Annotated in this window: 29 protein-coding genes; 14 read left to right on the forward strand and 15 right to left on the reverse strand. The window is 69.5% G+C overall.

Going from position 1 to position 23,439, the window contains the following annotated elements; translation table 11 throughout:
- Positions 1 to 12 precede the first annotated feature (12 nt).
- Positions 13 to 192, forward strand: coding sequence for an HVO_2753 family zinc finger protein (locus BM310_RS10690; RefSeq protein WP_089807544.1), 180 nt, complete (start codon positions 13 to 15; stop codon positions 190 to 192).
- A 3-nt stretch (positions 193 to 195) separates the two neighbouring features.
- Positions 196 to 462: an elongation factor 1-beta gene (locus tag BM310_RS10695; RefSeq protein ID WP_089807545.1), complete on the forward strand. Its 267-nt coding sequence runs from the start codon at positions 196 to 198 to the stop codon at positions 460 to 462.
- Positions 463 to 590: 128 nt separating this feature from the next.
- Here BM310_RS10695 and BM310_RS10700 read toward each other — a convergent pair whose 3' ends face one another.
- Complete coding sequence (locus tag BM310_RS10700) at positions 591 to 872, reverse strand: hypothetical protein (protein ID WP_089807547.1); 282 nt, start codon at positions 870 to 872, stop codon at positions 591 to 593.
- A gap of 63 nt (positions 873 to 935) precedes the next feature.
- Positions 936 to 2,099: a cystathionine gamma-synthase gene (locus BM310_RS10705; RefSeq protein ID WP_089807549.1), complete on the reverse strand. Its 1,164-nt coding sequence runs from the start codon at positions 2,097 to 2,099 to the stop codon at positions 936 to 938.
- Between the two features lie 125 nt (positions 2,100 to 2,224).
- Between BM310_RS10705 and BM310_RS10710 the strand changes: the two genes are divergently transcribed.
- From BM310_RS10710 to BM310_RS10745, 8 genes are read left to right on the forward strand one after another with little or no spacing between them, the layout of a single operon-like run.
- Positions 2,225 to 2,515: a 50S ribosomal protein L21e gene (locus tag BM310_RS10710; protein WP_089807551.1), complete on the forward strand. Its 291-nt coding sequence runs from the start codon at positions 2,225 to 2,227 to the stop codon at positions 2,513 to 2,515.
- A 12-nt stretch (positions 2,516 to 2,527) separates the two neighbouring features.
- Positions 2,528 to 2,884: an RNA polymerase Rpb4 family protein gene (locus tag BM310_RS10715; protein ID WP_089807553.1), complete on the forward strand. Its 357-nt coding sequence runs from the start codon at positions 2,528 to 2,530 to the stop codon at positions 2,882 to 2,884.
- Positions 2,885 to 2,925: 41 nt separating this feature from the next.
- Positions 2,926 to 3,558, forward strand: a complete 633-nt coding sequence (locus BM310_RS10720; protein ID WP_089807555.1) for a DUF655 domain-containing protein — start codon at positions 2,926 to 2,928, stop codon at positions 3,556 to 3,558.
- A gap of 51 nt (positions 3,559 to 3,609) precedes the next feature.
- Entirely contained in the window at positions 3,610 to 4,479 is an 870-nt protein-coding gene (locus BM310_RS10725) for a 16S ribosomal RNA methyltransferase A (RefSeq protein ID WP_089807557.1), read from the forward strand.
- Positions 4,480 to 4,484: 5 nt separating this feature from the next.
- Positions 4,485 to 5,816 carry a mechanosensitive ion channel family protein gene (locus BM310_RS10730; RefSeq protein WP_177232647.1) on the forward strand — a complete coding sequence of 444 codons (1,332 nt, stop codon included), beginning with the start codon at positions 4,485 to 4,487 and terminating at the stop codon, positions 5,814 to 5,816.
- Positions 5,813 to 6,448: a HemK2/MTQ2 family protein methyltransferase gene (locus tag BM310_RS10735; protein ID WP_281246522.1), complete on the forward strand. Its 636-nt coding sequence runs from the start codon at positions 5,813 to 5,815 to the stop codon at positions 6,446 to 6,448. The genes BM310_RS10730 and BM310_RS10735 overlap by 4 nt, the downstream gene beginning before the upstream one ends.
- 59 nt (positions 6,449 to 6,507) lie before the next feature.
- Positions 6,508 to 7,515: a 5-methyltetrahydropteroyltriglutamate--homocysteine methyltransferase gene (locus tag BM310_RS10740; RefSeq protein ID WP_089807559.1), complete on the forward strand. Its 1,008-nt coding sequence runs from the start codon at positions 6,508 to 6,510 to the stop codon at positions 7,513 to 7,515.
- Positions 7,515 to 8,588 (forward strand): methionine synthase, encoded by a 1,074-nt coding sequence (locus tag BM310_RS10745; RefSeq protein WP_089807560.1) that lies wholly within the window; start codon positions 7,515 to 7,517, stop codon positions 8,586 to 8,588. The genes BM310_RS10740 and BM310_RS10745 overlap by 1 nt, the downstream gene beginning before the upstream one ends.
- An 18-nt stretch (positions 8,589 to 8,606) precedes the next feature.
- On the opposite strand, the gene BM310_RS10750 is transcribed toward BM310_RS10745, so the two are convergent.
- On the reverse strand, positions 8,607 to 9,068 hold the full coding sequence (locus BM310_RS10750) for a hypothetical protein (protein WP_089807562.1): 462 nt from the start codon (positions 9,066 to 9,068) through the stop codon (positions 8,607 to 8,609).
- Positions 9,069 to 9,147: 79 nt separating this feature from the next.
- Between BM310_RS10750 and BM310_RS10755 the strand changes: the two genes are divergently transcribed.
- Both BM310_RS10755 and BM310_RS10760 read left to right on the forward strand, forming a co-directional pair.
- The gene (locus BM310_RS10755; RefSeq protein ID WP_089807564.1) at positions 9,148 to 9,570 is read left to right on the forward strand and encodes a dCTP deaminase/dUTPase family protein; all 423 of its coding nucleotides are present in this window, start codon (positions 9,148 to 9,150) and stop codon (positions 9,568 to 9,570) included.
- 173 nt (positions 9,571 to 9,743) lie between these two features.
- Positions 9,744 to 10,784 (forward strand): cupredoxin domain-containing protein, encoded by a 1,041-nt coding sequence (locus BM310_RS10760; protein ID WP_089807566.1) that lies wholly within the window; start codon positions 9,744 to 9,746, stop codon positions 10,782 to 10,784.
- A gap of 87 nt (positions 10,785 to 10,871) precedes the next feature.
- On the opposite strand, the gene BM310_RS10765 is transcribed toward BM310_RS10760, so the two are convergent.
- From BM310_RS10765 to rpl7ae, 6 genes are all read right to left on the reverse strand, one after another.
- On the reverse strand, positions 10,872 to 11,435 hold the full coding sequence (locus BM310_RS10765) for a hypothetical protein (RefSeq protein ID WP_089807567.1): 564 nt from the start codon (positions 11,433 to 11,435) through the stop codon (positions 10,872 to 10,874).
- Between the two features lie 95 nt (positions 11,436 to 11,530).
- Positions 11,531 to 13,294: an alkaline phosphatase D family protein gene (locus BM310_RS10770; RefSeq protein WP_089807569.1), complete on the reverse strand. Its 1,764-nt coding sequence runs from the start codon at positions 13,292 to 13,294 to the stop codon at positions 11,531 to 11,533.
- Between the two features lie 117 nt (positions 13,295 to 13,411).
- On the reverse strand, positions 13,412 to 13,891 hold the full coding sequence (gene ndk, locus BM310_RS10775) for a nucleoside-diphosphate kinase (RefSeq protein WP_089807571.1): 480 nt from the start codon (positions 13,889 to 13,891) through the stop codon (positions 13,412 to 13,414).
- The gene (locus BM310_RS10780) at positions 13,888 to 14,094 is read right to left on the reverse strand and encodes a 50S ribosomal protein L24e (RefSeq protein WP_089807573.1); all 207 of its coding nucleotides are present in this window, start codon (positions 14,092 to 14,094) and stop codon (positions 13,888 to 13,890) included. The genes ndk and BM310_RS10780 overlap by 4 nt, the downstream gene beginning before the upstream one ends.
- A 3-nt stretch (positions 14,095 to 14,097) precedes the next feature.
- Positions 14,098 to 14,322: a 30S ribosomal protein S28e gene (locus BM310_RS10785; protein ID WP_006054022.1), complete on the reverse strand. Its 225-nt coding sequence runs from the start codon at positions 14,320 to 14,322 to the stop codon at positions 14,098 to 14,100.
- A 6-nt stretch (positions 14,323 to 14,328) separates the two neighbouring features.
- Positions 14,329 to 14,691, reverse strand: a complete 363-nt coding sequence (gene rpl7ae / locus BM310_RS10790; protein WP_089807575.1) for a 50S ribosomal protein L7Ae — start codon at positions 14,689 to 14,691, stop codon at positions 14,329 to 14,331.
- Between the two features lie 263 nt (positions 14,692 to 14,954).
- Between rpl7ae and tmcA the strand changes: the two genes are divergently transcribed.
- Both tmcA and BM310_RS21395 read left to right on the forward strand, forming a co-directional pair.
- Positions 14,955 to 17,207, forward strand: a complete 2,253-nt coding sequence (gene tmcA, locus BM310_RS10795) for a tRNA(Met) cytidine acetyltransferase TmcA (protein WP_089807577.1) — start codon at positions 14,955 to 14,957, stop codon at positions 17,205 to 17,207.
- A 64-nt stretch (positions 17,208 to 17,271) separates the two neighbouring features.
- Complete coding sequence (locus BM310_RS21395; RefSeq protein ID WP_177232596.1) at positions 17,272 to 17,436, forward strand: hypothetical protein; 165 nt, start codon at positions 17,272 to 17,274, stop codon at positions 17,434 to 17,436.
- A gap of 27 nt (positions 17,437 to 17,463) precedes the next feature.
- On the opposite strand, the gene BM310_RS10800 is transcribed toward BM310_RS21395, so the two are convergent.
- The 6 genes from BM310_RS10800 to BM310_RS10825 form a co-directional block, all read right to left on the reverse strand.
- Positions 17,464 to 18,201 carry a GNAT family N-acetyltransferase gene (locus BM310_RS10800; RefSeq protein WP_089807579.1) on the reverse strand — a complete coding sequence of 246 codons (738 nt, stop codon included), beginning with the start codon at positions 18,199 to 18,201 and terminating at the stop codon, positions 17,464 to 17,466.
- An 84-nt stretch (positions 18,202 to 18,285) separates the two neighbouring features.
- Positions 18,286 to 18,750: a hypothetical protein gene (locus BM310_RS10805; RefSeq protein WP_089807581.1), complete on the reverse strand. Its 465-nt coding sequence runs from the start codon at positions 18,748 to 18,750 to the stop codon at positions 18,286 to 18,288.
- Positions 18,747 to 20,417, reverse strand: a complete 1,671-nt coding sequence (locus BM310_RS10810) for an FAD-dependent monooxygenase (protein ID WP_089807583.1) — start codon at positions 20,415 to 20,417, stop codon at positions 18,747 to 18,749. Before BM310_RS10810 ends, BM310_RS10805 begins: the two co-directional genes overlap by 4 nt.
- A complete protein-coding gene (locus BM310_RS10815; RefSeq protein ID WP_089807585.1) occupies positions 20,414 to 22,105 on the reverse strand; it encodes an electron transfer flavoprotein subunit alpha/FixB family protein in 1,692 nt (563 codons plus the stop codon). The genes BM310_RS10810 and BM310_RS10815 overlap by 4 nt, the downstream gene beginning before the upstream one ends.
- Before the next feature lie 2 nt (positions 22,106 to 22,107).
- Positions 22,108 to 22,977 (reverse strand): electron transfer flavoprotein subunit beta/FixA family protein, encoded by an 870-nt coding sequence (locus tag BM310_RS10820; protein WP_089807588.1) that lies wholly within the window; start codon positions 22,975 to 22,977, stop codon positions 22,108 to 22,110.
- A gap of 128 nt (positions 22,978 to 23,105) precedes the next feature.
- Positions 23,106 to 23,435 (reverse strand): 4Fe-4S dicluster domain-containing protein, encoded by a 330-nt coding sequence (locus BM310_RS10825; protein WP_089807590.1) that lies wholly within the window; start codon positions 23,433 to 23,435, stop codon positions 23,106 to 23,108.
- Between the last annotated feature and the right edge of the window lie 4 nt (positions 23,436 to 23,439).

Below are 23,439 nucleotides of genomic sequence, written 5' to 3' on the forward strand. Positions count from 1 at the left end.
GTTGATAGCCGTATGAGCCAGTCCGAGCAGCGACACGCCAGACAGTGCGTGTCCTGCGGCATCAACATCTCCGGCATGAGCGCGGCGACGTTCGACTGCCCGGAGTGTGGCACCGAGATTTCGCGCTGTGCGAAGTGCCGAAAGCAGAGCAACCTCTACGAGTGTCCCGACTGCGGCTTCATGGGTCCGTAAACAATGGGGAAAGTAGCTGCCAAGATGAAAGTCATGCCGAACAGCCCCGAAATCGACCTCGACGAACTCCAGGAACGACTGGAGGACTCCCTGCCCGAGGGTGCGAAGATAAACGGGTTCGAGCGTGACGACGTGGCGTTCGGACTCGTCGCACTCCTGCCGACGGTCATCGTCCCCGACGACGCCGGCGGGACGGAAGCCGTCGAGGAAGCGTTCTCGGACGTCGAGGGCGTCGAGAGCGTCGCCGTCGAGAACGTCGGCCGCATCTGAGCGGACGACGGTAGCAGTCAGTTCTCGCTCGCGGCGTCTGCCGCCGTCGCAGACGCTGCCGTGCTATCGAAACCCGCGAGTGACGACGCCGTTCGGACCGACAGTTCCGCGTGGAGAAGACGAGACGGTCAGTCGCTGCGTTCCATGTAGAGGAGGCCGATGACGGGCGCGAGGATGAACCCCGTTCCGAGGACGATGAGGAACGCGACGGACGTGCTCGTCCCGAGTGCCCACGCGACGAGGACGCCGACGACGGCACCGAGGAGGATGCCCGCGGAGGCACCCACGCCGAACTTCTCGCCGATGTGACTCGACACCCCGCCGACGGCGTGCGATTCGGTCGGTTCGTACTCTGTCACCGACTGCTCACCGGACGGCGCGTCGTTCTGAGTCGTAAGTTCTTGAGCCATGCGCTACCGTACTCCCGCCTCGGTGTTAGGTTTACCGCGTTTTCGGACGGTAGTGAACGCCGGTCAGAACGCGGCGTCGAACGCCGCGTCGAGGTCCGCCTTCATGTCGTCGACGTGTTCGATACCGACCGACACGCGGACGAGTCCGTCAGTCAGTCCGGCGGCGAGGCGTTCCTCGCGCGGGATGGCCGCGTGCGTCATCGCCGCCGGTTGCTCGATGAGGCTCTCGACGCCGCCCAGACTCTCCGCGAGCGTGAACACTTCCGTCTCCTCGACGACGGTGGAGGCCTGTTCGAGCGTCCCGTCCACCTCGAACGACAGCATCCCGCCGAAGTCGTCCATCTGTTCGGCCGCGAGTTCGTGCTGGGGGTGTGACGCCAGTCCCGGGTAGTAGACGTCGGCGACGCGTTCGTGGTCGTCCAGCCAGCGGGCGAGTTCGCTCGCGTTCTCGCAGTGGCGGTCCATGCGGACCGAGAGCGTCTTCGTCCCGCGGAGGACGAGGAAGCAGTCGAACGGCGACGGCGTCGCGCCGACGGCGTTCTGGTAGAAGCCGATTCGCTCGTCCAGTTCCTCGTCGTCGGTGACGAGTGCGCCCGCCACCACGTCCGAGTGGCCGCCGAGGTACTTCGTCAGCGAGTGCGAGACGACGTCCGCGCCGTGTTCGAGCGGTCGCTGGAGGTACGGCGTGGCGAACGTGTTGTCCACGGCGCAGAGCGCGTCGTACTCGTGAGCGAGGTCAGCCAGCGCCGAAACGTCGTTGACGCGCATCAGCGGGTTCGTCGGCGTCTCGACCCACAGGAGGGCCGTCTCCTCGCGCATCGCGTCGGCGACGGCGTCGTGGTCCGTCGTGTCCACGAAGTCGAACGAGAGGTCGTACTCCTCGTACACCTGCGTGAAGATACGGTGCGTGCCGCCGTAGACGTCGTCGCCCGTGACGACGTGGTCGCCCGCTTCGAGCAGGTTCAAGACGGTGTTTATCGACCCCATCCCGGAGGAGAACGCGCGGCCGTGAGCGCCGCCCTCGAGGGAGGCGAGGTTGGCTTCGAGGTCCGTGCGCGTGGGGTTGCCCGTCCGGGAGTACTCGTAGCCGCGGTGGTCGCCCGGCGCGTCCTGCGCGTACGTCGAGTTCGCGTGGATGGGCGTCATCAGCGCGCCCGTCTCCTCGTCGGGGTCCTGTCCGGCGTGGATGGCACGCGTCTCGATGGAGTAGTCGCTGTCGTCGTCCATGCACCCGTCGTCGCGGGCGACGGGCCTGACTCTTGCCCTTTCGCCGAGTTCACGCCACGCTCCCGCACGCGCGAGACAGGAACGTGCGTTTTATAACTGCGTCACCAGTATTCTGCCTCACGACTATGCCGAGTTCCAACGGTCCGCTTCACGGGACGAGAGGAAAGCTGTCGAACAAACCCCGCGAGCGCGGCACCTCCCCGCCGCAGCGAGCGATTCAGGAGTACGACGAGGGCCAGAAGGTCCACCTGAAGATCGACCCCAGCGTGCGAAAGGGCCGCTTCCACGCGCGCTTCAACGGCCACACGGGCGAAGTGGTCGGCAAGCAGGGTCGCGCGTTCAAGGTCCAGATCAACGACGGCGGGAAGGACAAGATTCTCGTCGTCCGGCCCGCCCACCTGCGCGCCCAGCAGTAACTCCTCTCGCCGATGACCATCTTCAAAGAGAAGGTACACGAGGAGTATCTCACCACGAGCGAGGTCAAGGAACTCCTCGAAGACGTCGAAGCCGAACGCGCCGCGGACGAGGAGCGTGAACTCCGTTACGAACTCGCTCGCGCCATCGAACACGTGAACCGCTTCGCCTTCCTCGACCCCGAAGAGTCGGTCGAACTCGTCGAGGAACTCCTCGAACTGGAGAAGGTCGACGAGGCGACGGCGTTCAAAATCGCGGACCTCCTCCCCCAGAGCCGGGACGAACTCCGCGCCGTCTACGCGCAGGAGCGGTACGCGCTCAGCGGCGACGAACTCGACGAGATTCTGGACGTCGTCGCGAAGTACGCCTGAGGGGCCAACTTTTTAAATACGCCGTCGGCGTATCCATTGACATGACAAGCGCTGAGAGCGGAGACGCCGACCCCGACACGTCGGTCGACGAGACCGAGAGCGGCGCCGACGCGGCGACGGACGTGACGTCCGCCGTCGTCCTCGACCACCTCCCGCACGGGCGACCGGACGACGACCGGCCGCGATACAAGAAATCCCCGCTCGCGTACGCCCTCGGTGAGAAGAACTTCCGCCTCTTCGAGCTTCGACTCGGCGACGACTCGGACGTCTCCATCGGTGACAAGGTGGTACTCTTCCCGGCGGAGGAACGCGACGCCGTCGAGGAACTCCGCGAAGTCGGCTACGACGACCTGTCGAACACGGCGCACTCGGAACTGGAGTACGTCGTCGAGGACGTCGTCGAGGAGAACGAGCGGCGCTTCGTGGACTTCTACAACGACGCCCAGCCCATCACGCTGCGCCTCCACCAGTTGAACCTCCTGCCGGGCATCGGGAAGAAACTCCGGAACAACATCCTCGACGAGCGCAAACGCGGCCCGTACGAGAGCTTCGAGGACCTCGAAGACCGAGTGTCGGGCCTCCACCACCCCCGCGACGTGCTGGTCGAGCGAATCATGGAGGAACTCCGCGACGACGATCTGAAGTACAAGGCGTTCGTCGGGCGAGACAGCTAGTCGCGCCCCCGAGCCGAGACGTTTACCCCGGTTCGCACGTATTCTCCGCCGATGACCGAGCCGCAGCCAGACCCGACAGAGGCGGCGGCGCACGCGCCGCGCGACCCGGACCGACTCATCCGACGCGCGGGCCTGCGCGGCGACCCCGACCAGGACCAGCACTTCCTCGTGGACGACCGAGTGCTCGACCGTATCCCCGGCTACCTCCCCGACGACGCGGACGCCTCGCACGTCCTCGAAGTCGGCGCGGGGACGGGCGCGCTGACCGACCGACTGCTCCGCGTCGCCGACCGGGTGACCGTCGTCGAACGCGACACGCGCCTCGCCTCGTTCCTCCGCGAGGAGTTCGCCGCGGACGTCGAGGACGGTCGACTGACGGTGCTGGAGGGCGACGCGCTCGAACTCGACCTGCCGGACGTCACCGCCTGCGTCTCGAACCTCCCGTACGGCATCTCCTCGGAGATAACGTTCCGCCTGCTCCCCCGCGGAATCCCCCTCGTGCTGATGTTCCAGAAGGAGTTCGGCGAGCGGATGGCCGCCGAGGCGGGCGGCGACGACTACGGCCGCCTCTCGGTGAGCGCGCAGCACTACGGCGACGTGGAAGTCGTCGAGACGGTTCCGAAGGAGGCGTTCGACCCCGCCCCGGCCGTCGAGAGCGTCGTCGTCCGCGTGACGCCGCGCGCGCCCGACTACGAGGTGGCCGACGAGGCGTTCTTCCTCGACTTCGTGAAGGCGCTTTTCACCCAGCGACGCAAGACCATCCGCAACGGCATCCGCAACACCGCGCACATCTCCGGGCTGTCCGACCCCGAGGCCGTCGTCGAGGCGGCCGACGAGGACCTGTTGCGAAAGCGCGCGGGGAACGTGACGCCGCGGGAGTTCGCGGCGCTGGCGGCGCTGGCCGACGAACACGGCCGGTGAGACCGATGCTCGTGGCGCTCTCGACGACACCGCTGCAGGGGGTCGGTACGGCGCTCCAACAGTTGGGGGAGGCGGTTCCATCGTTCGCCGGGCGCGTCGCCGTCACCGGCGCCATCGTCTTCCTGACGACTGTCGTCCTCGCCAGGAGCGACGAACTCCACGACTACGACCTGCCGGGCGTTCCGAGCGCGCTGTGGAGCCTGCTCGTGACGCTGACGACGATGACGCTGGCGATCGGCGCCGCCGCCCTCATCGTCGGCGTCTGGGGGCAGGCCGAGGCCGTCGCGTCGGTGTTCGAGGGCTACGACTTCGGCTACGAGTCGTTCGTCAAACTCGGACTCTCCGTCCTCCTCCTCGTCGGCGCGTACACGATGACGAGTCTGGTGCGGCGTCTCGTCGACGAGGTGACGGAGGCCCGACCGGCGGTCAGCCAGCACCAGCGCGAGATAGCCTACCGCATCGCGCAACTGTCGCTGTACGTCGTCGGCGTCGCCATCGTCCTCGCCATCTGGGAGGTGAACCTCGGCGGCGTCCTCGTCGGCGCCGGGTTCCTCGGCATCGTCGTCGGGATGGCCGCCAGACAGACGCTCGGCGCGTTGCTGGCGGGGTTCGTCCTGATGTTCTCCCGACCGTTCGAGATAGGCGACTGGATAGAGGTGGGCGACCACGAGGGAATCGTCACCGACATCACCGTCGTCAACACGCGCATCCAGACGTTCGACGGCGAGTACGTGATGATTCCGAACGACGTCGTCTCCTCGGAGAGCCTCGTCAACCGGAGCCGGAAGGGGCGGCTTCGCATCGAAGTCGAGGTGGGCGTCGACTACGACGCGGACCCGAAGCGCGCCGCGGACCTCGCCCTCGACGCCGTCGAGGGACTGGACGAACCGCTCAACGTCCCGACGCCGCAGGTGGTGCTGAAGCGGTTCGCCGACTCGGCCGTCGTCCTCGGCGTCCGCGTCTGGATAGACCGGCCCAGCGCGCGCCGCAAGTGGCGCACGCAGACGTCGGTCATCGCCGCGGTGAAGGACGCCTTCGAATCCGCAGACATCAAGATTCCCTTCCCGCAACGGGAACTCATGGCCCGCACCGAGGAGGACGGCTTCGTCGTCGCCGGCGACGCGAGCGGTCGGCGTCGACGACCGACGGACGCGCGGACGGAGGCGGAGGCGACGACCGACGGGGGGGACGACGGCGACGCGAACCCGGAGAGCGACGGGCGCCGGGACGACGGCGACCGCCGCGCCGGCGGCGAACACCGCGGCGACGGCGAGAGCCACGACGCGGCGCTTTCGAACGGCGACCGTGACGGCGACGGCGAGGAGGACGAGTCGTGACCGACGACCTGGCCGAACGGCGCGGGATGGAGACGAACGTCTACCAACCGGCCGAGGACTCCGCCCTCCTCGCGGAGGCGGTGGTCGACCACGCGCGCGGTCGCTTCCTCGAAGTCGGCACCGGGTCGGGGTGGGTCGCCGAACGGGCGGCCCGCGACGCCGAGGTGACGCGCGTCGTCGCCAGCGACGTGAACCCGCACGCCTGCGAGAGCGCGCGCGAACGCGGCGCGGCCCTCCGCGCAGAGGGGCACCTCGGAATCGAAGCCGTGCGCGCGAACCTCGTGGACCCCTTCCGAGACGGAGCCTTCGACACGGTGGCGTTCAACCCGCCGTACCTGCCGACCGACCCCGACAACGAGTGGGACGACTGGATGGAGAGCGCCCTCTCGGGCGGCGAGAGCGGTCGGAAGTTCCTGAACCCGTTCGTGGACGACGTGGGGCGCGTCCTCGCCGACGGGGGGCGCGTCCTCCTCCTCGTCAGTTCGCTCACGGGCTTCGAGGAAGTCGTCGCGCGCGTCGAAGCCCGCGGGTTCGACCACGAGACGGTCGTGCAAGAGTCGTACCCGTTCGAGACGCTGTCGGTGCTCCGACTGACGCGGGGGTCGGCGTCGAAGTCGGCGGCCGAGGAATAACTGACGCGAATAGACCGCATCAGCAAATATTAAGCGTCGGCATTTCGTAGCCGAGTGTGATGACCGAACTGGTAGCGACGTCGCCCGGGCTATTCCCCCTCCCGGACTGGGCGAAGTCGGACCTCTCAGACCTCAAAGGGCACCAGAAGGACGACCTCATCTCCGGCGACGAGTCGGACGAAATCGTCGCCGTCTACGACGAGGCGCGCGAGGAAGTCGTCGGCGACCAACGCGACGCGGGCCTCGACAGAGTCGTCGAGGGACAACTCCGCTGGGACGACATGCTCGCTCACCCCCTCGCCGTTCACGACAACGTCGAGACGGGCGGCATCGTCCGGTACTACGACAACAACAACTTCTACCGCGACCCGCAGGTCGTCGGCGACCTGACGTTCTCCGGCGACGTGGCCGCGGAGTTGGAGGCGGCGGCCGAGTTCGCGGGCGAGGCGCCCCTGCAGGCCGTCCTCCCCGGCCCGTACTCGCTGGCCGAACTCGCCACGGACGACCACTACGGCGACGACGCCGACTTCCTCGCCGCCGTCGGCGACTTCCTCGCCGGCGAAGTCGAGGCGTTCCCCGAACACGAGACGCTGTTCCTGCTCGACCCCTCGCTGGTGACGGACGCGCCCGACGACGACGTCGCGGAGCGAGTCCCCGAGGCCATCGACGCCGTCGCGGACGCGACTGACGCCGACGTGGTCGTCCACACCTACTGGGGCGCCATCGACGAGAAGACGTACGCGCACCTGATGGACGCCGACGTGGAGGCCATCGGCTTCGACTTCGTCGCCGGCGACCGCGAGACGACGCTCTACAACGTCAACGAGTACGGCGCGAAGGACGACGTGGCCCTCGGACTCGCCGACGGGCAGAACACCCTCGTCGAGGACCCCGAGACCATCCGCGAACGCGTCGACTGGGTGAACGGCCAGATTCAGGGCGACGACTTCGACACCGCCTACGTGACGACGAACACCGAACCGTTCTACCTCCCCGTGAACAAGCATCAGGAGAAACTCTGCGCGTTGGCGACGGCCGCCGACCTCGAATCGGAGGTGGAGGCGTAATGTCCCGAAACGCCGAGAACCGCGAGCAGTTCCGCCCGAACGACCACGACGCCGAGCACTTCCTGCTCACCACCGTCGTCGGGAGCTATCCCAAGCCGAAGTGGCTGAACCGGTCGAAGGAACTCGCCGAGGACGACGCCTCGAAGTTCGACGACGACGACCTGACGGAGGCGTACGACGACGCCGCCTGCGTCATCACGCACGAACACGAGGACGCCGGACTCGACACCGTCGTGGACGGTGAGATGCGCCGCGAGGAGATGGTCGAGTACTTCGCCCACCGCATCCCGGGCTACGAGTTCAACGGCCCCGTCAAGGTGTGGGGGCACAACTACTTCGACAAGCCCTCCGTCGCGAGCGAAGTCGAGTACGACGAACCGTGGCTGGTCGACGAGTTCGAGTTCACCTCGAACGTCGCCGAGAAGCCCGTCAAAGTCCCCATCACGGGGCCGTACACGCTCGCGCGCTGGTCGTTCAACGAGGCGTACGACACCGAGGCGGACCTCGCCTACGACCTCGCGGACCTCGTGAACAAGGAGGTCGAGAAACTGGTCGAGGCGGGCGCGAAGTACGTCCAGATAGACGAACCCGCGCTGGCGACGACGCCGGACGACCACGCCATCGTCGGCGAGTGTCTCGAACGCATCGTCGCGGGCATCCCCGACGACGTGCGCATCGGCCTGCACGTCTGCTACGGCGACTACTCGCGCATCTACCCCGAGATAAACGACTTCCCCATCGACGAGTTCGACGTGGAACTGTGCAACGGCGGCTACGAGCAGATAGACGTGTTCACCGACCCCGAGTTCGAACCCGACCTCGCACTCGGCGTCGTCGACGTCCACACCGCCGAAGTCGAGTCCGTCGAGGAGATAAAGGAGAACATCCTCGAGGGCCTCAAAGTCGTCCCGCCGGAGCGACTCACCGTGTCGCCCGACTGCGGCGTGAAACTCCTCCCGCGCGAGGTGGCCTACCAGAAGATGGAGAACATGGTGACGGCCGCCCGCGAGGTCGAGGCCGAACTCGACGCCGGCGAGATAGACGTCACCGCGCCGACGCCGAACGCCGACTGAGGCGGCCTTCGCTCGCGGTCACCGGCGGCGTCCCCGCCGCCCGGCGTGGCCGACGACACCGCCGAGGGCACCGACCGTCGCGCCGACGGCGAATCCCGCGCCGCCGCCGACCGTCGCGGCCGCGAGTGCGCCGCCCGAGAGGGTCGGGTCTCCGGCGTGCGCCGGCGTGAATCCGAGGGCGACCACCAGACCGACGAGTCCGACGCCGACGCCGACTCCCGTCGCGCCGAGCGCTCCGGCCAGGCCCCCGAGCAACGCGCACGCCCGCCGGTCGGTCCGCGCGAGGAACCCGGCGGTCGAACCGCCCGCGACGACGCTCAGCATCGGCGGGGCCGCGAACGCCCACCTCGGGACCCACGTCCCGACGACTTCGGCCGTCACGAATCCGAGGACCGGAACCAGCACCACCGTCAGGACGCCCAGCACCGCGGTGGTCGCCGCGCCCGCGAGGACGGCGGCGACCGTCTTCCGAGACGACATGAACCGACAGTCTCGCGCCCGTGGATAAAACGCCGGGTCCGGCCGGGGGTTTTTGCGGGGCGCGACGCAACGCCGACCCATGAGCGACACGCTCGCCGACCGACTCGACGGCATCGTCCACGCGGAGACGCAGGTCCACGACGGGGGCGTCGACCTGACCGCCGCGGAGATACGCGTCGTCGAGGATCCCGGGCGCGTGGACTTCGGCGGCGGCGAACTGACCGCCGCCGAGTCCGCGCCCGTCGAGACGGAGAAGCGAGACCCCGACGACGACTACGGCTGGTGGAACCTCGACGGCGGTCAGTACCTCCTGTCGTACAACGAGACGCTCACGGGCGAGGATACCGCCGTACTCCAACCTCGGACCGAACTGCGCGAACGCGGCGCCTCGCACCCGACGCTGTTCACCGACTCGCTCGGAACCGTCCCGCTGTCGATGCCCACCGGCGGCATCCGCCTGAAGGAGAACGCGCGCGTCTCGACGCTCCTGCCGTCGCCGTAGCGCGGTCGAACGCGTCGGGACGGGGCGATTCACCGAGGATGCGTGCCGGTGGCGCGCCCCGCCGTCACGGGGCGACCGGTGCGTCGCTTCTCTCGATTTCGGAGAGTGTCGACTGAGAGACTAGTTCCGCGGTTTTATTCGTCCGCTCGTCGCACTGTCCAGCGGGTGTGCCAATGAATAGCACAGACGAGGGGAGCGAGGCTGGAACCGACGAACAGACAGCGACGCGACTGGCCGTCGCGCGGCGGACCGTCCTCCGCGCGGCGGGCGCGACGACGGCGCTCGGTCTCGGTGCGACCACCGCGTCGGCGGACGAACACACCGGGACGGACGACGGACCGGGGGCCGACGACGGTGAGGGCGGTGGCGGGGCGGACGACGGCGAGGGCGGCGACGGCGGGATGCCCGCGGAACTCGACCCGCTGTTCGGCTACGCGTCGGCGGACCCGAACCCCTGCGGGGGCGAGGCCGGAGCGGAGTGCTTCGAGGCGTTCGCGCCGCCGATTCGGCCGTCCCACGAGGTGGAGATGAACATCGACCTGCCGGGTGCGCTGTTGGCCATCGGCGAACAGGGGGCGCTCTCGGACGTGACGACGCAGAGCATCAACGAGTCCGTCGCCGACGGGACGGTCGAACGGGAGACGCTCCACCGCCCGGACGCGGCGGTCGACTTCGAGACGCCGGAGGGGACGCAGACGCTGACGGTGGAGGCGATAGCCCGGATGGTCGCCGACACTCTCGGTTTCCACTTCGGCCCGGCCGGACTCCGCGTCGAACCCGGCGACGTGGTCCTGTTCAGCGCGGAGTCGCCGGACCACGCCGTCGCGCCCTACCACGAACGGCACGGGCGCCAGAACCGGGTCCCCGACGGCGTGGGGCCGTTCTCGTCCCCACTCGTCCCCGTCGGCGGCTACTGGCTCTACCGGTTCGAGACGCCGGGCGTCTACGACTGCTACTGCCCGCCGCACGACCCGTTCGGGATGGTCTGCCGCGTCGTCGTCACGGCGGGCGACGTGCCGGATCCGTCGATAGAGAACGTCGGGCGGCCGCCGCCGGCGCACAACGACATCGCGGGCGTCCTCGGCGGACTCGACCCCAACCTCCCGAGTTCGATGGCGGCGCTGAACACCGACGCCCTCTCGCCCGCGAACGTGGTCGAGGCGGGACGCGTCGCGTGGGCGGACGTCGTCGCGTCGCACCGGAGCGACGCCTGAACGGGCGTTCGGGTCGCCGGGCGGTCGCTCCGTTCCGAAGCGACTCGCCGCGGAGGCGACGCCGGCCACGGGGTGACGACCCGGGACTCAGCGCCGGTCGGTCTCGGTCACCCACGACCGGGCCGAATCGTCGCGCGCCGGCGTGCCGACGCGCGGCGCGCCGACCACCCACCGGTCGTCGAGTCGCTTGACCGCCACCTCCTCGCCGACGGCGTCGGAGATTCGCTCGGGGGCGACGCCGCAGGCGGCGGCGACGCGTTCGAACTCCGTCCGGCCGGTCAGTCGGTCGGGGAGGGGGGTCCACACCGGGAGCGTCGTCTCGTGGCCCTCGACCGGAAGTACCACGTCGAACCGGACGCCGGGCGTTCGCCGTACGCGGGCGAGGAGTCGCCCGTGGCCGCGGCGCGCCTCGGGGACGACGGCGCGGACGACGCCCGAATCGACGTGCGGGGCGGAAGCCAGCGTCGCGAGGTGCGCCTCCACGTCGCGAATCCCCGACGCCGACCCGGTGCGGACGGGGGAGACGGCCGTGAACAGTCTGTCCAGCGTCCGGGTGGCCGTCCACGCGGCGACGGCGACGGCGCCGACGCCGAACACCGCCGCCGCGAGGAAGAACGCACCCAGGAGCCACACGAGGAGGTCGAGTTCCATGCCTCCCGTGGGACGCCCGGGAGTGTAGCCGTTTCGCAGACCGACGTGACTGTCTGTCGCGACGATGCCCGGGCGGAACGACGCGGGCCGCGGCGCTACCGCACGTCGCGTATCTCCATCTCGCCCGCCCGGACGCGGAGGGTCGCCAGTCGCTCCCGGTCGCCCATCTCGTCGCTGTCCTTGTCGACGGCCCACGCCGAGTAGGTGCAGTTGTCGGGCGTGAACGTCACCGTCGCGTACCCCCAATGGTGGCTGTCGAAGAACTCCACGTGCGGGTTCGTCTCCGCGACGAGTTCGCTGGCGAGTCGCCGGCCGAACTCGCCGTCCGGCAGTTCCAGCAGTTCGCCGAGGTTGACGCTGGTCACCGCGGGCGTCATGAACTCGACGCCGACGCGGGACGGCGACGCCTCGTCGTCGTCGGGGTACGACTGCTGGACGTAGCCCGCGAGTGCGGTGTGCATGTCGCCGGTGAGGGCGACGGCGTTGGCCACGTCCGCCAGCGCGTCCGTGATGGTCGCGCGTTCGGCCTCGTAGCCGTCCCACGCGTCGGCGTTGTAGACGCGGTTACCGTCCTCGCGGAGGCTGAACGCCATGTTCAGCACCTCGTTCGCCCACGCCGTCCACGTCGCCTCGGAGGCGTCGAGGCTGTCGAGGAACCACTCGCGCTGACGCTCGCCGAGGATGGTCCGACTGGACCCGCTCTCGTCGTCGGACTGGAAGGAGAGCTGTCGGGCGCGCTGGGTCCCCGCCTGCTCGGAGCGGTGGAGGCGTTCGTCGGTCACGACGAGGTCCACCAGGTCGCCGAAGGCGAACTCGCGGTTCAGCCGAATCCGCTCGCGGAGGGGCGCGTCCTCGTCGTAGCGCACCCGCGCGGGGAGGTACTCCCACCACGCCCGGATGCCGTCGGCGAACAGGTCCCGGAGGCGTTCGGCGTCGTTCGCCGCCGGGTGGTCCGCGGGCCAACAGCCCGGCGCGTCCGCCTCGTAGTCCCAGTAGCGGTTGTTCACTATCTCGTGGTCGTCCCACGTCGCTATCAGGGTGTGCCGTCCGAGCGCGCGTCGGAGGAACCGGTCCGTGCGGTACGTCCGGTGCAGGTGCCGGAAGTCCTCGAGGTCCATCGCCTGCGACGCGCCGCTCGGAAGTTCGACGTCGCGGCCGTCGTACGCGGACGGCCCGGCGGACTCGTAGACGAAGTCGCCGAGGTGGACGAGGAAGTCCACGTCCGCCCTGGCGACGTGGCCGTAGGCGCCGTAGTAGCCGTTCCGGTAGTCCTGACACGTACAGAGCGCGAAGGAGACGGAGTCGGGCGAGGCGTCCGGCGCCGGGAGCGTCCGACAGCGACCCGTTCGGCTGGCGACGCCGCGGTACGCGAATCGGTAGTGGTACGCCGTCCCCGGGTCGAGTTCGCCGTCGAGCGTCAGCCTGACGGTGTAGTCCGTCCCCGGGCCGACGACGCCGCCCGGTACCTCGTACGTGCCCACCACGTCGTCGAACGCCTCGTCGCGGGCCACCGTCGCCGTCACCGACTCGCCGTCCCGATAGCGGTCCGGCGCGAGGCGCGTCCACAGGACGACGCCGTCGGGCGTCGGGTCGCCGCTCGCCACCGACTGCGGGAACGTCGCCTCGGGGTTCTCGGCGGCCGCCTCGGGCCGCCGGTCGGTCCGGTTCGTCGCCGCCTCCACCGTCCCGACGAGGCCGCGGCCGGCCAGCGTCGCGGCGACGCCCGCGGCGACGGACCCGCCGGTCCGGGCGAGGACGTCACGCCTCGTCGGGTCCGACTCGTCCGCCGTCCCCTCGGCCGCCGTCCCCCGCGCTCCCCCCTCGTCCGCACCGTCGTCCGCGTGCTCGTCTCTCGGCATTCGTTCGGCTGGAACCCGCGGCCGGCGCGCACTAAGCTGTTGTCGGCGGCGGCGCTGACTGTCCGCCGAGCTGAGAGGTGTCGAAAGAACGAAAAGCGAAACGTACCGGCTACGGCCTCAGTGGTCCTCTTCTTCGTAGAGCCACGTCTCGTCGACGCGCTCGTAGTCGACGAGTTCGTCGTCGTCGAAGAAGAGGGCTATCTCGCGCTCGTTCGCACCCTCGTCCTCGTGGTCCGAGGCGTGGATGACGTTGCGGCCGAGGTCCAGTCCGTAGTCGCCGCGGATGGTGCCGGGGGCGGACTCGGCGGGGTCGGTCTCGCCGACCATCGAGCGAACCTGCCGGGTCGCGTCGGCGCCCTGCCAGACCATCGCGAAGACGGGACCGGACGTGATGAAGTCCACGAGGTCGTCGAAGAACGGCTTGTCCTCGTGCTCGCCGTAGTGTTCGTGGGCGAGGTCCTGGTCGATCTGCATGAACTTGCCGGCGACCAGTTTCAGCCCGCGCTCTTCGAAGCGGGAGACGACGTCGCCGACGAGTCCGCGCTGGACGCCGTCGGGCTTGACCATCACGAACGTGCGCTCGTCGTGGTGGCTCATTCGGAGCCCTCCTCGGAGGGACCGCCGGCGGCCTGTCCTTCGGCCGTCCACTCCAGGTCGCGCGCCTCGCGGCCGAGGAAGTAGTTCTTCTCGGCCTTCGAGTCCTTGAAGTGGAGGATGGTGCCGTCGTTCTTTACGTACATCGTGCCCGTGCCGGGCTCGATCTCTTCACCAGAGTAGTCGCACGTGCGCTTCTCTACCATTGGTTACTGACCTCCGATGGAGTCGGCGTCGCGCTGGGTCTCGCGCAACTGGAGGATGTCGCCCTCGCGGACGGGGCCCAGCACGTTCCGCGTGATGATGCGGCCCTGATTCGAGCCTTCGCGGATGCGGCATTTGACCTGCATGGCCTCGCCATGCATCCCGGTCTTGCCAACGATCTCGATGACCTCTGCGGACGTCGAGTCGCTGGCGGTCTCTTCTGCGCTCATGGTCGATTACTGAAGTTCCTCGACCTTCGCGGCGATGTCTTCGACCTGCTCCTGCGCTTCGCCGGCGTCGACGATGGCGGCGGCGGCGGAGCCGACTTCGAGACCCGCGGCGTGACCGACTTCGTCCTGCGTCTCGATGAAGATGTACGGGATGCCCTTCTCGTCTGCCAGTTCCGGCAGGTGCATCACGATCTCTTCGGGGGAGACGTCTTCGGCGACCAGGACGAGCTCGGCGTTACCGCGCTCGACCGCTTTGGTCGTCTCGTTCGTACCTTTCTTTACCGTGCCTGTGTCTCGTGCGACCTCGAGCGCCTCGAGGGCGTCTTCTGCGAGGTCGGCTGGGACGTCGAATTCTACGTATACTGCCATGTTGTTCACCTATTTCCTGCTCGCGGGCTCGACATCCTCGCCGGCGGACCACTGCTGGTCGCGGTCGTTCCCTCTCGGCGAGGAGCATTCATCAACCCCGGGCAGGCTGTACCCTCTGATAGCTCAGGACCCCATAAAAACGCTTTCAATGCCGCCCTGCCGTGGCACCGGTCCGCACGGCGGTTTGCGGGACGTTCACGCCTCCTCGACGGTCACCGAATCCGAGCGGAAAGTGCCTTACGACCCCCTCCCGAACGCCGACCATGCACCTCCGGTCGCTCGCCGCCGACCTCCGGGCGGCGGCACGGGACTCGAACCAGCGACGACTCCTCGTCCTCGCCGGCGGCCGAGACGCCGGTATCGACGCCGCGTTCGACGTTCTCGACGGCGCAGACGTCCCCGACGACGAGGCGACGTTCGTAACCGCCCGCGAGGGGTTCCGCTTCGAACGCGTCCACCCCACGCACGCGGGCACCCTCCTCGGCACCACCCGAACGGCCGTCGTCTGCGACGCCCACGAGGCGTTCTCGCCGAACGTCCTCGGCCGCCTCGCGGGCGTCGTCGCGGGCGGCGGCCTGTTCGTCCTCCTCGCGCCGCCCCTCGACGAGTGGCCCGAACGCGACGGCGCGTTCGAGGCGTCGCTGGCCGTCCCACCGTTCGACGCCGCCGACGTGGGGGGTCGCTTCCGGACGCACCTCGCGGCGACGCTCCGGACGCACCCCGGCGTCGCCGTCGTCGACGTGGACGCTGGCACCGTCGAACGCGACGGGGCGACGGACGCGCCGCCGGCCCGGGGCGACCGGTCGCCGTCCCCGCCGCGGCGGCACGACTTCCCGCGCGCCGCCTACGACGCCTGCCTCACGGCCGACCAGTCGCGGACGCTGGCCGCCCTCGAACGCCTCCGCGACCCGGGCGCGGCGGTGGTCGTGGAGGCCGACCGCGGACGGGGGAAGTCCAGCGCCGCCGGACTCGCCGCGGGGTGTCTCGCCGCCGGGGAACGCGACGTCCTCGTCACCGCACCGTCGTACGGCAACGCCCGCGAGGTGTTCGCCCGCGCGACCGACCTCCTGGCCGAGACGGGGTCGCTGGCGGACCACGACGAGGCGGCGCACGTCGTCCGCGCCTCGGGCGGGGGGCGCGTCCGCTTCGCCGACCCGCCGACGGCGGCGACCCTCCCGGACGACCCGGACGTGGTCCTCGTGGACGAGGCGGCGGCGATTCCGGTCCGCCTCCTCGCCGCGTTCGCCGACGCCCCGGCGGCCGGCTTCTTCACCACCGTCCACGGCTACGAGGGGACCGGTCGGGGGTTCGCCGTGCGCTTCCGGGACCGCCTCGACGAGAGCGACCTGTCGGTGACTGACGTGCGGATGGACGAACCCATCCGCTACGCCCGGGGCGACCCGGTGGAGACGTGGGCGTTCCGAGCGCTCCTCCTCGACGCGCGACCCGCCGTGGACCCCCTCGTCGCCGACGCGACGCCCGAGTCGGCCGCGTACCGCGTCCTCTCGCAGGACGAGTTGGCCGACGACGATCACCTCCTGCGCGAGGTGTTCGGACTGCTCGTCCTCGCGCACTACCGGACCGAACCGGACGACCTGGGACGCCTGCTGGACGCGCCGAACCTCGAGTGCCGGGCGCTGACGCACGAGGGCCACGTCGTCAGCGTCGCCCTCCTCGCCCGCGAGGGGGGACTCGACCGCGAGACGCGCCGGGCGATGTACGAGGGCGCACGCGTCAAGGGGAACATGCTCCCCGACGTGTTCACGAGCCAACTCCGCGACGAGGACGCCGCGGTCCCGGTCGGCTACCGCGTCATGCGCATCGCCACGCACCACGCCGTCCGGTCGTCGGGACTCGGCTCTCGCCTGCTGTCGGAGATTCGTGCGGAGAAGGCCGACGGCGCGGAGGCGGTGGACTACCTCGGCGTCGGCTACGGCGCGACGCCGGAGTTGCTCTCCTTCTGGGACGACAACGGCTACTCCACCGTCCACCTCTCGACGACGCGCAACGACACCAGCGGCGAGTACTCCGCGCTGATGCTCGACCCCCTCACGCCGGCGGGCCGCCGCCTCCACGACAGGCACGCCGACTGGTTCCTCGACAGACTGCCCGGCGTGCTGTCGGACCCCCTGCGCGACGCCGACCCCGACGTGGTGCGGGCGGCGGTCCGCGCCTGCGACGCCGCGCCGCCCCTCGAACTCGCGGACCGCGAGTGGCGCGTCGTCGTCGGCGCGTCGTTCGGTCCGGGGATGTACACCACCGCTCCGGACGCCTTCCGGACGCTGGCGCGCCGCGCGCTGAACGACGACGACCCGCCCTGCTCGCCGCGGGCGGAGCGACTGCTCGTCGGGAAAGTGTTGCAGGGTCGGCCGTGGCCCGCCGTCGCCGACGAACTCGGCTACCACTCGCCGCGCAACGCGATGAAGGCGCTCGGTGACGCCTACGCCGACGTCGTGAAGCGATACGGCGCGGACGTGGACGCCGTGGCGACGGAACGCGCGCGGTTCGAGGAGTGACGCGACGGGGCGGGCCGCGGAGACGGGCGACACGCCGAAGTCGCTCGGCGCCCTCGCTCGACGTATGGAGACGTGCGCGGAGGACGGTTGCGAGGACCCGGCGGCCGTCCGCGTCTACGTGCCGTGGGACGAGGACAGAGACGTCTGCACGGGTCACGCGCGGGTGCTGGCCCAGAAGGACGGCGTCGTCGCCGAACCGCTCGAAGGGACCGGCGACGACTGGCGGTGACGACGCTCGGACGTTCGGGCGTCGCGGTCAGCGGATGCCGACGGCCATCATCACCTCGTCGACGTAGTCGTCGCCGATCTTGTAGTGGTCCTCGCGGACCGCCTCCGTCTCCCAGCCGTGGTCTTCGAGGAACGCGATGGCCGCCTCGTTCGTCGCGGGGACGGAGTTGTACAGTTTCTCGAAGCCGTGGTCGTCGGCCCAGTCGACGCCCCGTTCGAGGAGGCGACTGCCGATGCCCTTCCCGCGGAACTCCGAGCGCGTCCCGACGGTGAGGACGGCGGTGTGGCGGAGTTTCCCCGTCTCGGGGAGGTCGAGGTGACACCACCCGGCGAGTTCGTCGTCGACGGTGGCGACGAACACCATCCGCGACTGCACCTCGTTGTGCCGGAGGACGACCTCCTCGTGGTCTATCATCTCGCCGACCGTCTCGGCCTCGATGTACGTCCCCTCCTCGGCGACCTCCTGAATCGCGTCCACGAGGGCGTCCAGGTCCACCTGCTGGGCGGTCCGGATGGTGAACCCCTCGCCGTCGTCCGCCTCGAACACCTGCGCGTCGTCCTCGTCGTAGGCGACCTGCACCTTGTCGCCCACCTTCCGGATGTAGCCCTCCCGACGGAGAACGGTCAGGTGCGCCCCCAGCGCGGCCGGTTCGAAGTTGAGCGCTCGCCGGACCTCGTCCTCGCGGACGATGCCGTGGCTCTCGACGTAGTCGTAGATGTCTTTGCGGTCCGCGTTGTCGAACGCCAGCGTCTCCGTTACGTCCATGACCCGTGCTACCACCCACCAAAAGTTAACGTTTTTTCGTGAACTCCGACACGTTCGGCCGCCGGCGCGCCCGCGAGAGAGGACTCACCGGCGCGGCGGCACGTCGGTGAGCAGTCGCGCCACCTCGCGGGCGTCGTGCGTCTGGAGCAGTATCTCCGCCGCCGTTCGCACCGTGGCGTCCGGGTCCACGTCGACGCCGTAACACCGGGCGTACAGCGATAGCCAGTCGTTCAGGGCCCGGTGGAGCAGGTCCAGTTCCGTCTGGGAGAACCGGGCGTGGTCCCCGCCGGTGTGCGCCTCCACGTAGACGCCCGTCACCGGCGCGACGCCCTCGCGGACGTACGACAGGGCTCGCTCGTCGGCCCCGCCGTCCGGCGGCGCCTCGAACCGCCGTCGCTCCGCCCGCGCCGACGCCGCGAGCGACCGAATCTCCTCGACGTGTCCCGAGTGGCGGCCGTCCTCGGCCGTCCGTTCGCCCCCGGCCGCGCGACCGTCATCGGTGTAGCCCCCGTCCGCACGCGCGGACCGGGCCGACGCCTCCTCGGTCATCCGTCGTCGTAGGAGACGCCCTTGCCGCCGCGCGGGTGGGTCCACTCGGTGTCGGCGACGACGGCGCACGTCCCGCACTCGACGCAGGGCTGAGTGTCGAGGCTCACGACGTGTCGCTCGTCGCCGTTCGTCCGCACGAACTCGTCGCGGTAACAGCCGCCGCCGAAGCCCTCGGCGCTGACCGGACAGGCGGCGACGGCCGCTCCGCTGGCCTCGTAGGAGTCGTCCTGCAGGACGATGTGCGGGTTGCCCACGTCGGTGTCGTACGTCAACTCGCCGATGCGCTCCTCCAGACTCGGCGGTTCGACGCGGTTCGTGTCCGTGACGCGCGTCCCGAGTTCCTCGGCGACGACCGTCGGGAGCGTCACGTACGGCGTCCGCGTGTCCGGCGCGATGGACAGGAGCAGCGGCGACCCGTAGAGACGTTCGAGCGTCCCGCTCCCGAGAGCGCGGACGCCGAGGCGGCCGAGCCGCGAGGTCAGAAGCGAGTCGAGGGCGTCGGTCACGTCGTCGCGTTCGGCGACGGTCCGAGTGAGGTCGTAGCCTCGCGGCCGGAGTTTCTCCATGACGCCCTCCTCGCGGAGTTTCTCCGCGTACCGCTCGCCCACCTGCTCTGGCTTGCCGCGCGCCGTCGACTGCGCGAACGCCTCGGCGGCGAGTGCGCCGGCGGTGACGGCGTGGTTCATCCCCTTGATGATGGGCCCCTGCGCCTGCATCTGCCCGGCGGCGTCGCCGACGAGGAGCAGTCGCCCCTCGTGTGGGTCCCGCAGGGCCACCTTCTTCGAGTCGGGGACGAGTTTCGCCGCGTACTCGCGTTCGTGGTAGTCGTCGCCCAACCACTGCGCGAGGAGCGGGTGGGTCAGCAGGGCGTCGAGCAGTTCGTGCGGTTCCGCGCGTTCGGCGACGAGGCTGTCGAGGTGGAACACCGTCCCGATGGACAGCGAGTCGCGGTTCGTGTAGAGGAAGCCGCCGCCGCGGACGTCGCTGAACAGGTCGCCGGAGAACAGGTGCGCGACCCCCTCGTCGTCGGCGAGGGCGAACCGGTCGTTCACCTCCTCCGGCGGCAGGTCCACCACCGCTTTGACGCCCTGGAACCACTCGTCGGGCTCCTCCCAGTCCATCAGGCCGGCGTCGCGGGCCAACTCGGAGTTGACGCCGTCGGCGGCGATTATCACGTCCGCCTCGATGGGGTCGAGTTCGTCCATCGTGACGCCGATTATCTCGCCGTCGTCGTCGCGCAGCAACCCGTTCGCGCGCACCTCGGTCAGCAGGCCGCCGCCCGTCTCGCGCGTCACCTCGTGGACGCGGTCCTCGAGCCACGAGTCCATCTTCCGTCGGAGGACGGCGTCGGCCCACTCGGTGTCGTGGTCGTGCAGGCTCGTCAGGTCCATCGTCTCCACCCGGTCGCCCGCGACGTTGTGGATGTAGTAGCGGGTCACCGGGCGCTCCGCGGCCGCCTCGCGGAAGTCGGGGAACAGGTCGTCGATGGTCACCGGCGCGGACTCCTCGCCGTAGATGATGCCGCCGGAGACGTTCTTCGACCCGGCCTCGACGCCGCGTTCCAGCACCAGCGTCTCGACGCCGTACCGGGCGAGCGTCGCCGCCGCCGCGGCCCCGCCGGGACCCGCGCCGACGACCACCGCCTCGTAGTGTTCGTGTTCCGTCATCGCGGCTCACCTCCGTCGGTCGCCGCCGCGTCCTCGGCGGCCGCGCCGAAGTCGAAGGACCCCCGCTCGACGGCCTCGGTCAGTCGCGGCAGCACCTCGAACAGGTCGCCCTCGATGAAGTAGTCCGAGAAGTCGCGGATGCGCGCGTCGGGGTCGGTGTTGACCGCCACGATGGTCTCGGACTCGTCCATGCCGACCTTGTGCTGCACCGCGCCGGAGATGCCCGCCGCGACGTAGAGTTTCGGCGCGACGACCTGTCCGGTCTCGCCGATCTGTCTTTCCTCGTGGGTGTACTGCTCGACGTGGGCGTCGAACGAGTACGACCCGGTGACGATGCCGCGGGAGACGCCGAGGGCGGCGTCCTCGAACGCGTCGGCCAGTTCGAGGCCCAACTCCATCCCCCGCGTCGGGTCGTCGCCGATGCCGCGTCCGACGGCGATCACCACGTCGTGGCCCGTCAGGTCGACGCCCTCGTCCAGTCGGTCGAAGTCGCTGACCGTGACACGGAACCAGTCGTCGTCGAGTTCGAGTTCGTGGTCGACGACGATGCCCTCGCGTTCGGGGTCCGGGTCGGGCACCTCGAAACTGCCGGGGATGACCGACGCGCCCTGCGGGTGGAACTCCCGGCGCGGGTTGTCCAGACAGAGGATGGTCGAGTACTCGAACCCCGAGAAGTCCGGCCGCTTCATGTGCAGGACGCGTTCGAACGTCCGCTTCTCGCCGGCCGCACCGGTCTTCACCGGGTTCGAGATGACCTCCTCGTCGATGTAGAGCCCCGAGCAGTCGCTGGCGAGGCCGGAGTCCAACTCCGCCTGCACGAGGGCCGAGAGGTCGCGGCCGTTGTTCGTCGCCGGGAAGAGGACGTACCGCGGCTTGTCGTAGTCGCGCCACGCCTCGTCGCGGCCGTCCTTCACCTCGCCGCCCTCGTGGGTCGCCCCCGCGCGGGCCATGTCGCAGACGATTTCGGTGTACGGCTTGTGCTGGAAGCGCGCGAGGCGTTCGTCCTCGTGGACGACGACGACGTCCGCGCCGTGCGCTATCACGTCCTCGGCGTGCGTCTCCACGTCGTCGCCGACGAGGACCGCGACGACGCGTTCGTCGTCCTCGTCGGGGTACTCGGCGTTGTAGTCGTCCATCAGTTGGCGGGCCTTGCCGAGCATCTCCTTCGACACGGAGACGAGTTCGCCCGCCTGCGTCTCGCAGTAGACCCACGTGTCGCGGTACGTCCCGCCGCGGAGGGCGCGGACGTGTCGCTTGTCCCGCGTCGGGTGCGAGAGGTCCGGGTGCCGTTCCTCCGGCGGTCGGTCGTCCACTTCCGACTCCTCGCCCTCCTCGGACCCCTGTACGGCGTCGAGTCGGCGCTGTATCAGTCGCGTCACCGCGTCGCGGTCCTCTCCCTCCGTCTCCTCCTGCAGGAGTCGCTCCAGTTCGTCCACCTCCTCTATGCTCTGGAGAGCGTTGCCCACCTCGGCGGCCGACATCGACGAGAGGTCTATCTCGCCGACGTCCTCGTCGCCGTCCCCCTCGAACTTCTCGATGCGACTCTCGATGAGAGCGACCGCACCGGGGCGGTCCTCGCCGTCTCGCTCGGCCTGCAGAATCTCGCGGAGTTCGTCGGGGTCCTCGACGTCCTTTATCGCCGGGCCGAGTTCGGAGATGTCGTACTCGGTCGGGTCGAGTTCGGCCACGGTCAGTCACCCCCCGCGGCCGCGGCGTCGCCCGCGAACGGTCGCATCTCGTCCAGAACGGACTCCATCCCCTCGGCGTCGTCGGGCGCTACCATCGTCGCCTCGCGTTCGGCGGGCGGTTTCGGGATGGGGTCCACCGAGGAGACGATGGTCGGCGACCCGTCGAGGCCGATGTAGTCGGGGTCCACGTTGATGTCGGCGTGGTCCCAGACGGTCAGTGCGTCCTCGTAGTCGGCGGCGCGTTCGCGCGCCGTCTCTCGCAGGTCCTTCAGCGTGAGTCGGTCGCCGGCGGTCCGGTAGGAGGGTTCGAACTCCGGGTCGGCGACGACGAACGCCGGCAGGTCCGTCTCCACCGTTTCCATCTCCGCGATGTCGCCCTCCACGAGTCGTTTCGCGCGGAGTCGCCCCGCCTCCTCGTCCACGTCGAGGGCGACGACGTGGGTGACGAGGGGCATGTCGAGGCACCAGCACGTCTGCGGGCCGGTGTGGCCTGTCTCCCCGTCGGCCGTCTTGAACCCCGCGAAGACGAGGTCCGGGACGCCCATCTTCTCGATGGCGGCGCTGAGCGTAATCGCCGTCGCCCACGTGTCGGCGGCGGCCATCTCGCGGTCGGAGACGAGGTAGAGGTCGTCCGCGTACGCCGACTCCATCGCCTCCTGCAGCACCTCCTTGTACCCCGGCGGCCCCATGCTCATCACCGAGACGGTGCCGCCGTGGCGGACGCGCGTCTGCAACGCCGCCCGAAGCGCGTGTTCGTCGTTCGGATTCATCACCGTCGGCGTCTTCCCGCGTTCGAGGTGTCCGTCCTCGTCGAACGAGACTTTCCCCTCTCGGAAGTCGGGGACGCCTTTCGTCAACACGAGTGTGTCCATTGTTGACTCACCACTACCCGAGGATGAGTTTCCCATTCCTTAACAATTATTCTCGATAAAATGAGCGTGCGGCGTTCACCCGCGGTACGGCCCGCCTGCGACGGTGCGCCGGTGAGGGCGCGTCGGGGTCAGACGCGGCCCGCGCGGCCGGGGTCCACGTCTATCGCGTCGACCGGACAGACGTCGACGCAGAGCATGCAGTCGATACACTGGTCCTCGCGGGCGGGTTGGACCTTCACGTCGGACTCGGGGTGGTCGGGCGTATCGACCCACGAGAACACGTCCACCGGGCAGTCTTCGAGACAGGCGCCGTCGCCGATGCAGATGTCGAAGTCCACGGCGACGTGTGTGCCGTGAATACCCAGTTTCTCCGGCGGGTCCACCGGTCCCCACACCGCCACGCCGTCCTCTTCGTCCACCTTCTCGCGGTTCGTCTCGAAGTTCGGGTCAATCGGCATGATG

This window comes from Halogeometricum rufum, assembly GCF_900112175.1.
Taxonomy (GTDB): Archaea; Halobacteriota; Halobacteria; order Halobacteriales; family Haloferacaceae; genus Halogeometricum; species Halogeometricum rufum.

Excerpts from the sequence above, each read along its gene's own strand:
- BM310_RS10730 (WP_177232647.1), top strand. The coding sequence starts at position 4,485 with ATGCTCGTGGCGCTCTCGACGACACCGCTGCAGGGGGTCGGTACGGCG.
- BM310_RS10825 (WP_089807590.1), bottom strand. The coding sequence starts at position 23,435 with ATGCCGATTGACCCGAACTTCGAGACGAACCGCGAGAAGGTGGACGAA.
- BM310_RS10765 (WP_089807567.1), bottom strand. The coding sequence starts at position 11,435 with ATGGAACTCGACCTCCTCGTGTGGCTCCTGGGTGCGTTCTTCCTCGCG.
- BM310_RS10745 (WP_089807560.1), top strand. The coding sequence starts at position 7,515 with ATGTCCCGAAACGCCGAGAACCGCGAGCAGTTCCGCCCGAACGACCAC.
- BM310_RS10805 (WP_089807581.1), bottom strand. The coding sequence starts at position 18,750 with ATGACCGAGGAGGCGTCGGCCCGGTCCGCGCGTGCGGACGGGGGCTAC.
- BM310_RS10780 (WP_089807573.1), bottom strand. The coding sequence starts at position 14,094 with ATGGTAGAGAAGCGCACGTGCGACTACTCTGGTGAAGAGATCGAGCCC.
- ndk (WP_089807571.1), bottom strand. The coding sequence starts at position 13,891 with ATGAGCCACCACGACGAGCGCACGTTCGTGATGGTCAAGCCCGACGGC.
- BM310_RS10760 (WP_089807566.1), top strand. The coding sequence starts at position 9,744 with ATGAATAGCACAGACGAGGGGAGCGAGGCTGGAACCGACGAACAGACA.
- BM310_RS10740 (WP_089807559.1), top strand. The coding sequence starts at position 6,508 with ATGACCGAACTGGTAGCGACGTCGCCCGGGCTATTCCCCCTCCCGGAC.
- rpl7ae (WP_089807575.1), bottom strand. The coding sequence starts at position 14,691 with ATGGCAGTATACGTAGAATTCGACGTCCCAGCCGACCTCGCAGAAGAC.
- BM310_RS10785 (WP_006054022.1), bottom strand. The coding sequence starts at position 14,322 with ATGAGCGCAGAAGAGACCGCCAGCGACTCGACGTCCGCAGAGGTCATC.
- BM310_RS10755 (WP_089807564.1), top strand. The coding sequence starts at position 9,148 with ATGAGCGACACGCTCGCCGACCGACTCGACGGCATCGTCCACGCGGAG.
- BM310_RS10700 (WP_089807547.1), bottom strand. The coding sequence starts at position 872 with ATGGCTCAAGAACTTACGACTCAGAACGACGCGCCGTCCGGTGAGCAG.
- BM310_RS10695 (WP_089807545.1), top strand. The coding sequence starts at position 196 with ATGGGGAAAGTAGCTGCCAAGATGAAAGTCATGCCGAACAGCCCCGAA.
- BM310_RS10750 (WP_089807562.1), bottom strand. The coding sequence starts at position 9,068 with ATGTCGTCTCGGAAGACGGTCGCCGCCGTCCTCGCGGGCGCGGCGACC.
- BM310_RS10715 (WP_089807553.1), top strand. The coding sequence starts at position 2,528 with ATGACCATCTTCAAAGAGAAGGTACACGAGGAGTATCTCACCACGAGC.
- tmcA (WP_089807577.1), top strand. The coding sequence starts at position 14,955 with ATGCACCTCCGGTCGCTCGCCGCCGACCTCCGGGCGGCGGCACGGGAC.
- BM310_RS21395 (WP_177232596.1), top strand. The coding sequence starts at position 17,272 with ATGGAGACGTGCGCGGAGGACGGTTGCGAGGACCCGGCGGCCGTCCGC.
- BM310_RS10720 (WP_089807555.1), top strand. The coding sequence starts at position 2,926 with ATGACAAGCGCTGAGAGCGGAGACGCCGACCCCGACACGTCGGTCGAC.
- BM310_RS10710 (WP_089807551.1), top strand. The coding sequence starts at position 2,225 with ATGCCGAGTTCCAACGGTCCGCTTCACGGGACGAGAGGAAAGCTGTCG.
- BM310_RS10705 (WP_089807549.1), bottom strand. The coding sequence starts at position 2,099 with ATGGACGACGACAGCGACTACTCCATCGAGACGCGTGCCATCCACGCC.
- BM310_RS10725 (WP_089807557.1), top strand. The coding sequence starts at position 3,610 with ATGACCGAGCCGCAGCCAGACCCGACAGAGGCGGCGGCGCACGCGCCG.
- BM310_RS10810 (WP_089807583.1), bottom strand. The coding sequence starts at position 20,417 with ATGACGGAACACGAACACTACGAGGCGGTGGTCGTCGGCGCGGGTCCC.
- BM310_RS10800 (WP_089807579.1), bottom strand. The coding sequence starts at position 18,201 with ATGGACGTAACGGAGACGCTGGCGTTCGACAACGCGGACCGCAAAGAC.
- BM310_RS10820 (WP_089807588.1), bottom strand. The coding sequence starts at position 22,977 with ATGGACACACTCGTGTTGACGAAAGGCGTCCCCGACTTCCGAGAGGGG.
- BM310_RS10770 (WP_089807569.1), bottom strand. The coding sequence starts at position 13,294 with ATGCCGAGAGACGAGCACGCGGACGACGGTGCGGACGAGGGGGGAGCG.
- BM310_RS10690 (WP_089807544.1), top strand. The coding sequence starts at position 13 with ATGAGCCAGTCCGAGCAGCGACACGCCAGACAGTGCGTGTCCTGCGGC.